The sequence below is a fragment of the Pseudomonas mandelii genome (genome assembly GCF_002251635.1).
Classification (GTDB): Bacteria; Pseudomonadota; Gammaproteobacteria; order Pseudomonadales; family Pseudomonadaceae; genus Aquipseudomonas; species Aquipseudomonas mandelii_B.
In genome coordinates, this window is the sequence record NZ_NMOJ01000151.1 from 1 (window position 1) to 7967 (window position 7967).

Genomic DNA, 7967 nt, shown 5'->3' on the forward strand with positions numbered 1-7967 from the left:
GANGGCAATAACAAGAGCCTCGCCTGAGGCCATCACCCGCTTTGTGTGAGGAGATACCGCGATGACGTCGTTCAACTCCGGGGCTCAACCCCAGAACCGTGCGCCTCAATCCATCGGCTTTTTGCTGCTGGACAATTTCACGCTGATTTCCCTGGCGTCGGCTGTGGAACCACTGCGCATGGCCAACCAGTTGTCCGGCCGCGAGCTGTATCGCTGGACAACCCTGAGTGTCGACGGCGGTCAGGTCTGGGCCAGTGACGGTCTGCAGATCACCCCCGATTGCTCCATGCACAAAGCACCCGCCCTGGACACCATCATTGTCTGCGGCGGCGTGGGTATCCAGCGCACCGTCACCCGTGAACACGTGTCGTGGCTGCAAAGCCAGGCGCGCCAGTCGCGTCGTCTCGGCGCCGTGTGCACCGGCAGTTGGGCCCTGGCTTGCGCCGGTTTGCTCGACGGTTTTGATTGCAGCGTGCACTGGGAATGCCTGGCGTCGATGCAGGAAGCTTTCCCCCGCGTGGCCATGAGCACACGCCTGTTTACCCTCGACCGCAACCGTTTCACCAGCTCGGGCGGCACCGCGCCGCTGGACATGATGCTGCACCTGATCAGCCGCGACCACGGCCGTGAATTGTCGGCCGCCATCTCCGAGATGTTTGTGTACGAACGCATCCGCAACGAACAGGATCACCAGCGCGTGCCGCTCAAGCACATGCTCGGCACCAACCAGCCAAAGCTTCAGGAAATTGTTGCGCTGATGGAAGCTAACCTGGAAGAGCCGATCGACCTGGACGAGCTGGCGGTGTACGTCGCTGTGTCCCGTCGGCAGCTGGAGCGGCTGTTCCAGAAATACCTGCATTGCTCGCCATCACGCTACTACCTCAAGTTGCGCCTGATCCGTGCGCGGCAATTGCTCAAGCAAACGCCGATGTCGATCATCGAAGTGGCCTCGGTGTGCGGGTTTGTGTCCACGCCGCACTTCTCCAAGTGCTACCGCGAATACTTCGGCATCCCGCCACGGGATGAGCGCGTAGGTTCCAACACCGCCCAGCAAGTGGCGATGATGCCGATTCCGCAGGCGCTGGTGTTGTCACCGTTGTCGGGGCCGATGTCGGCGTTGAGTCAGGCGCGTAATGAGTCGACGTTTGCCAGTGTAAGGCTCTAGACCGAGNNGCCTTCCCACGCTCTGCGTGGGAATGCCTCAATGGACGCTCCGCGTCCGTTTCGGCAGGGACGCGGAGAGCGTCCCGGGCTGCATTCCCACGCGGAGCGTGGGAACGATCAAGGGTGTCAGCAGATCAGCGCTNGCGACTCTGCTGATACTCCGCCAACGCCGGCAGCAACTGCCTATCAATGGCCTGACGCACGGCCGGCAGGATGGTCGCGCTGCTGGTGTACATCTGCTTGACCATCGTGCGCAGTTCCGTTGCCCGTTCGTTGTTCAAACCCCGTACCGCGCATTCGCAGGCCTGCTCGGCAGTTGCACCAGGGGGCACTGCAAATCCTAACGCCTTGAGCTGGCCCAACAGGTCTTCCTGGTCAATCAAATCGGCGTACATCATGACGCAATCCTTCTTCAGGGAACGGTGTCGTGGCTCGATTCTCGTAGGGGGGCGGGGTGGCGGCAAGGACGATTTGTCGCAATGGCCGCGATACCTATGAACAGGTCGTTTTCGGCTAACTTGCGAGAGGGGAGAGTGGGCACACTGGATTCAGCTGGCAACACGAAGGTTTGGTCACCCTCGCGCGACGGCTCCTCAACAGTACCCTCCTCAGCTCCGATCCTGTCACGGCTTGATCGGGGTTTTTTTTGCCTGTGAACCAGGAAGGGATGGGGTGTCTGGGCTGACGCCTTCGCGTCGTTCGCCAAATCTGTGGTAACCCCCGATCCTGTGGGAGCGTGGCTTGCCCGCGATGAACGATGACGCGGTCTAGCGTTGCAACACCAATATCCGCGACAGCAATTCATCACGATCGACATAGCACCCCTGGAAATGCCGGGCGCCGCTGGCGGGATCAAACGCATTGCGGGCGTGGAGGGTGCGGCGGTTGTCAAAGCACCACAATTCGCCGGGATTGAGCCGCGTCATCACCCGGAATCGGGCTTCACGGGTCATGGCAATAAAGCGTCGATAAGCGCGGTAGAGCTTGGGCATGTCCTCGATCGAGGCATCAAACGGTCCGCGCAGAAAGTTCGCCATGCGGATTTCCGACACCTGCCCCAACGCATCCAGGGCGATGATCGGCGCCAGGCAGCGGTAGTCGCTATGGCGGTCCTTGTTGCGGAACTCCACGGGGATTTCACACAGGGCGTTGAACGACTCGGGATCTTCCTCGCGCANCGCNGTGGCGATAGCAAACCCGTCGACAAAAATACTCTCGCCACCGGTGGCATCGTTCACCAGGCAATGCAGGAATTGCAGCCCCGGTTGCAGCTCCCGCGTCGGTAAGTCGCTGTGCAGCGGCAGGTTGAAAGCGGTATAGGCATTGCTGTCGGCATCGGCCTTGGATTGCACGTTGAACAGCACGCCGAAGTTGCTCTCGCGAATAAAGGAAATGTGCTTGGCTACCAGNTTAAGTGAGCCGGGCTCGGTGGGTACGCCGCGCACTTGACTCAGGCCGATATCGCGCACGGCGAGCAGCCATTGCAGCAAGGCCTCGTTGTCGTTCATCAGCGCCTGGTATTCGAACACCGGCAGCTGCAAGTCGCTTTTCCACAGCCTGGATTTTGGCTTGCCGGCACGACGTTCGGTACGGGACTCGTCGTCATAGGCGTGAGCCCGCAGCCAGCCTGGATCGAAGCGACTCTGGTGGCCGTCCTGCCATTCGACGCTGAGGCAACCTTCGGCATCGACGTTTGCTTTTGTCGGCGTCAGGTCCTCTGCGACGTCGGCGATTTCCAGCACTTGCTCACGGGTCACGGTGTAGACGCAGTGCGGGCACGGGCAGTTGTCGCGAAGCCATTGATGATGAAAGGGGCTGATCCTACCGTCGGCCCACTGCACTTGAATTCGATCCGCCAGGGTTTGCACGGCGGACAGCGCGCTGATCAACGGGTAGGTACGGAAGTCGGCAAAAGCGGCGGCGGTGTTCAATGGCGATCTCCTTGTTATTTTTTAGGGGGTAACGCGATCACTCGGCCAATGTAGTCGGGGGAGGGAAGGTCGGTTTGCTCGGCGACGATGGCTTGCAGCTTGCTCAAGGTGTCTTCGCTGAACGGTGCGGAGCGCGGCCCGGCGAGGTCGACGTGCAGGAGCATTTGTTCGTTGCCCGCCAGTTCCTTGTCNCCGCCCACCAGGTGCAGGCTGTGATAGAGGTGCAGGCGTTTGCTGTCGTGGCCGATGATCTGGGTGTGCACTTCGACATTGGCGTCGAGCTTCACTTCATGCAGGTAATTGAGGTGCAGCTCNAGGGTGAACAGCGAGTGGCCGCTGGCTTCGCGGTTTTCGCTGTCCAGACCCAAGGTGTCCATCAGTGCGTCGGTGGCGTAGCTGAAAATCAGCAGGTAGAAGGCATCGCGCAAGTGGCCGTTGTAGTCGACCCAGTCGGGGATGATTTTGGTTTGGTAGGTGGTGAGGGTGGGCATGATGGGCGTCCGCTTGAGGATTTGGTTGTAATTCAAGATCCACCCCTCACTCCAGCCCTCTCCCCATAGGGGAGNNCCCTCTACCCTCTGGGGAGAGGGTTAGGGTGAGGGGGCGATCTCCAGCCGATCACTATCAATCGGCAAACGCCATCCCATGCTTCTCTTTGGTGGTCTTCACCGCTTCCAGCACCGCCAACAAGCAATCATCACGATAGCGCTCCAGCGCCGAAATGCTGTGCTTGCCCAACTGCTCACTGGTGCCATCCACCACATCGTCAATCAACTTGTCGGTCAATTCCGGCGCGGGCAAGTACGTCCACGGCAACTGCAGCGCCGGGCCGAACTGTGCCATGAAGTGCCGCATGCCGGCATCGCCACCTGCGAGGGTGTAAGTCAGGAAGGTGCCCATGAACGACCAGCGCAAACCGGCGCCAAAACGGATCGCGTCGTCGATCTCGCCCGTCGTCGCCACGCCGTCATTCACCAGGTGCAACGCTTCACGCCACAGCGCTTCGAGCAGGCGGTCAGCGATAAAACCCGGGACTTCCTTGCGCACATGCAAAGGNCGCATGCCGAGGGATTCGTACACCTTTATCGCTGCTTGAACAGCCTCCGGTGCCGTGTGCTTGCCACCCACCACTTCTACCAGCGGCAGCAGGTAAACCGGGTTGAACGGGTGACCGACCACGCAGCGTTCCGGGTGGGTCGAGCCCTCGTAGAACTCACTCGGCAACAGGCCTGAAGTGCTCGAGCCAATCAACGCATTCGGCTTGGCCGCCGCGCTGATCTTGCTGTGCAGTTCCAGTTTCAGCTCCAGTCGCTCCGGGGCACTTTCCTGGATGAAGTCCGCGTCTTTTACGCATGCTTCGATGGTCGCGACGAAACGCAAGCGGTCCTGGGATGCACCCGGTGCCAGGCCTTGTTTCTCCAGCGCGCCCCAGGCATTGGCGACACGCTTGCGCAGGGCTGCCTCAGCGCCGGGCGCCGGGTCCCAGGCGACCACGTCCAGGCCGTGGGCCAGGGCGCGGGACACCCAACCGCTGCCGATGACACCGCTGCCCAGGGCTGCGAAGGTTTTGATTTCGGTGATAAAGCTCATGGCGACTTCCTGAGTGAATTCGGTGATCCCCTGTGGGAGCGGGCTTGCTCGCGAAAGCGGAGTTTCAGTCGACAGAGATGTCGGATGTAACGGCCTCTTCGCGAGCAAGCCCGCTCCCACAGTTGGAGAGAGTTGTCAGCAGTTAACCGCGCTTGGTCAGGCCCATTTTTGCCCGGCCTTCCGCCGGCGTCAGGACCCGTGCGCCGAGGCGGCTGAGGATTTCACTGGCGCGTTCCACCAGTTGGCCATTGGTGGCGAGCACGCCTTTGTCCAGCCACAGGTTGTCTTCCAGGCCGACCCGCACGTTGCCGCCCAGCAGCACGGCTTGCGCCGCCATCGGCATTTGCATGCGGCCGATCCCGAAGCCAGCCCACACCGCATCAGCGGGCAGGTTGTCGACCATGGCTTTCATGGTGGTGGTGTCGGCCGGCGCGCCCCATGGGATGCCCAGGCACAGCTGGAACAACGGGTTGTCGAGCAGGCCTTCCTTGATCATCTGCTTGGCGAACCACAGGTGCCCGGTGTCGAAAATTTCCAGCTCGGCTTTTACGCCCAGCGCTTGAATACGCTTGGCGCCGGCACGCAGTTGCGCGGGGGTGGACACGTAAATGGTGTCGCCATCGCCGAAGTTCAGGGTGCCGCAGTCCAGGGTGCAGATTTCCGGCAGCAGCGCCTCGACGTGCGCCAGGCGGGTCAGCGGGCCGACCAGGTCGGTGTTGGGGCCGAATTCCATCGGGTTCTCGCCGCCGCCGATTTCCAGGTCGCCGCCCATGCCGGCGGTGAGGTTGACGATGATGTCGATGTCGGCCTCACGAATGCGCTCCATCACTTCGCGGTACAGGGCGACGTCGCGGCTGAACTTGCCGGTCTGCGGGTCACGCACGTGGCAATGCACGACAGTCGCACCGGCCTTGGCGGCTTCCACGGCGGCGGCGGCGATTTGTTTGGGGGTGACCGGCACGTGTGGGCTTCTGGNGGTCGTGTCGCCAGCACCGGTGAGTGCGCAGGTGATGATGACGTCGTGGTTCATGAGGCGGGTTCCTTGCAGGCGTGATGATTCCGTTCGCAGCCCGGTCGGGCTGCGAGTCGGTGGTTCAATCGGGGTTTATTTACTGGTCAGTTTCAAATTGTCAGCGGCCGGTTTGCCATCGAAGGTGGTCACGCCTTCGAGCCAGCGTTGCTTGTCTTGCGGGTGATCTTTCAGCCATTGCTTGGCNGACTCGAGAGCGTCCTTGTGATCCAGCAGCGGCTGCATCATCCGGCTCTCATCTTCGGCGGTGTAAGTCAGGTTGCTCAGCAATTTGCCGATGTTCGGGCATTGCTCGGCGTATTTCGGCGCGGTGACGGTCCACACGGTGGCCATGCCTTCGTTCGGGCCCAGGGCATCGTCGCTGCCGGTGAGGTAAGTCATCGCGACGTTGACGTTCATCGGGTGCGGCGCCCAGCCGAAGAACACCACGGCTTCCTTGCGGCGCACGGCGCGGTCCACGGCGGCGAGCATGCCGGCTTCACTGGACTCCACCAGCTGGAACTTGCCCAGGCCAAACTGGTTCTTGGCGATCATCGCCTTGATCTGGGTGTTGGCACCCGAGCCCGGCTCGATGCCGTAGATCTTGCCGCCCAGTTCTTTCTCGAACTTGGCGATATCGGCGAAGGTTTTCAGACCCTTGTCGGCGAGGTAAGTCGGCACGGCGAGGGTGGCGCGGGCGTCTTTCAGGCTAGGNNNTTCAAGCACCTTGACCTGCTTGGCGTCGACGAACGGGGTGATGGTCTGGGTCATCAGCGGGTTCCAGTAACCCAGGAACAAGTCCAGGCGCTGGTCGCGGATGCCGGCGAAGATGATTTGCTGGGAGGCGCTGGTTTGTTTGGTCTTGTAGCCGAGGCCGTCGAGCAACACTTGGGTCATGGCGCTGGTGGCGATTACGTCGGTCCAGTTCACCACGCCCATGCGCACGTTCTGGCAAGAAGCCGCATCGGCTGCCATGACGCTGGCGCTCAAGAAGGCGGTACCGCTGAGTGCNAGCACNCAGCTGCTGATCAGTCGTTTCATCTCAGGTTTCCTCGGCAGTTCGTTATTGTGGGTTCCGGCGTCTTTGTGCGCCGGTGATGANCACGTTACGCAGCTTGCGGGGCGANAAAGCGCACTGCGGCGACCAGCTCTTGCACTGCAGCGACCTGTCCTCTTGAATGCCTCTTGCAAGTGGCGTATCAACGTCCACACGCTTCCCGCCCTCTCGTTACCTGCCAGTCGAGTGCGCTCCATGTCCCAGGATTTCTACTTCATGTTGATGCCGGGTTTCTCTGCCATCGGCTTTATTTCTGCGATCGAGCCGCTGCGGGTGGCCAATCGTTTTCGCGGCGAGCTGTATCGCTGGCACGTATTGAGCGCCGACGGCGGCGCGGTGCTGGCGAGCAATGGCATGTCGGTCAACGCCGACGCTGCGCTGGAACCGTTGAAAAAGGGCGCGACCCTGCTGGTGGTGGCCGGGTTCGAGCCACTGCAGTTCGCCACGCCGGCACTGGAACACTGGCTGCGCCGCCTCGATCACGATGGCGTCACGCTCGGCGCCATCGACACCGGCGCCTGCGTGCTCGCCGAAGCAGGCCTGCTCGACGGCCACCGGCTCACCTTGCACTGGGAAGCCATCGACGCCTTCAAGGAATCTTACCCACAGCTCACCGTGACCCAGGAGCTGTTCGAGATCGACCGTCGCCGCATCACCTGCGCTGGCGGTACAGCCTCCATCGACCTGATGCTCGACCTTATCGCCCAGGCCCACGGCCCGGAATTGGCGATCCAGGTCAGCGAACAATTCGTACTTGGCCGCATCCGCCCGCGCAAAGACCACCANCGCATGCAGATCGCCACGCGCTACGGCATCAACAACAAGAAGTTGGTGCAGGTGATTGGCGAGATGGAACAACACACCGAACCGCCGCTGAGCACCTTGGCGCTGGCGGAGTCGATCAAGGTGACACGGCGGCAACTGGAGCGCCTGTTCCGGTTGCACCTGAACGACACACCGAGCAATTTTTACCTGCGATTACGGCTGGAAAAGGCCCGGCAACTGCTGCGGCAGACGGACATGAGCGTGCTGGAAGTGAGCATTGCGTGCGGGTTTGAATCGCCGTCGTATTTCACCCGCAGTTATCGGGCACTTTTTGAACGGTGTCCACGGGAAGATCGACGACGTTTGGGTGACGGGCGAGAATTGGTTTGATCACAGGTTTCAACAGCAGTAGAGAACCCTGTGGGAGCGAGCTTGCTCGCGATGAGGNCAC

At 61.4% G+C, this 7967-nt stretch carries 8 protein-coding genes; 2 read left to right on the forward strand and 6 right to left on the reverse strand.

The features are described from left to right. The first annotated feature begins 61 nt into the window (after positions 1-61). On the forward strand, positions 62-1165 hold the full coding sequence (gbdR, locus tag B7L09_RS19695) for a choline metabolism transcriptional regulator GbdR (protein ID WP_094470263.1): 1104 nt from the start codon (positions 62-64) through the stop codon (positions 1163-1165). 133 nt (positions 1166-1298) lie between these two features. On the opposite strand, the gene B7L09_RS19700 is transcribed toward gbdR, so the two are convergent. The 6 genes from B7L09_RS19700 to choX form a co-directional block, all read right to left on the reverse strand. Next, a complete protein-coding gene (locus tag B7L09_RS19700) occupies positions 1299-1562 on the reverse strand; it encodes a hypothetical protein (RefSeq protein WP_094470264.1) in 264 nt (87 codons plus the stop codon). A 369-nt stretch (positions 1563-1931) separates the two neighbouring features. Next, positions 1932-3095: a gamma-butyrobetaine dioxygenase gene (locus tag B7L09_RS19710; protein WP_094470266.1), complete on the reverse strand. Its 1164-nt coding sequence runs from the start codon at positions 3093-3095 to the stop codon at positions 1932-1934. Positions 3096-3109: 14 nt separating this feature from the next. Continuing rightward, on the reverse strand, positions 3110-3586 hold the full coding sequence (locus B7L09_RS19715) for a thioesterase family protein (RefSeq protein WP_094470271.1): 477 nt from the start codon (positions 3584-3586) through the stop codon (positions 3110-3112). A 133-nt stretch (positions 3587-3719) separates the two neighbouring features. Beyond that, positions 3720-4685, reverse strand: a complete 966-nt coding sequence (locus tag B7L09_RS19720; protein ID WP_094470267.1) for an L-carnitine dehydrogenase — start codon at positions 4683-4685, stop codon at positions 3720-3722. A 142-nt stretch (positions 4686-4827) separates the two neighbouring features. Next, positions 4828-5715: a 3-dehydrocarnitine:acetyl-CoA trimethylamine transferase CdhC gene (gene cdhC, locus B7L09_RS19725; protein WP_094470268.1), complete on the reverse strand. Its 888-nt coding sequence runs from the start codon at positions 5713-5715 to the stop codon at positions 4828-4830. A gap of 75 nt (positions 5716-5790) precedes the next feature. Continuing rightward, positions 5791-6735 carry a choline ABC transporter substrate-binding protein gene (gene choX, locus B7L09_RS19730; RefSeq protein WP_094470269.1) on the reverse strand — a complete coding sequence of 315 codons (945 nt, stop codon included), beginning with the start codon at positions 6733-6735 and terminating at the stop codon, positions 5791-5793. A gap of 211 nt (positions 6736-6946) precedes the next feature. On the opposite strand from choX, the gene B7L09_RS19735 reads away from it, so the two are divergent. After that, on the forward strand, positions 6947-7906 hold the full coding sequence (locus tag B7L09_RS19735; protein ID WP_094470270.1) for a GlxA family transcriptional regulator: 960 nt from the start codon (positions 6947-6949) through the stop codon (positions 7904-7906). Positions 7907-7967: the final 61 nt, after the last annotated feature.

Coding starts and splice junctions, on each gene's coding strand:
- gbdR (WP_094470263.1), top strand. CDS start 62: ATGACGTCGTTCAACTCCGGGGCTCAACCCCAGAACCGTGCGCCTCAA.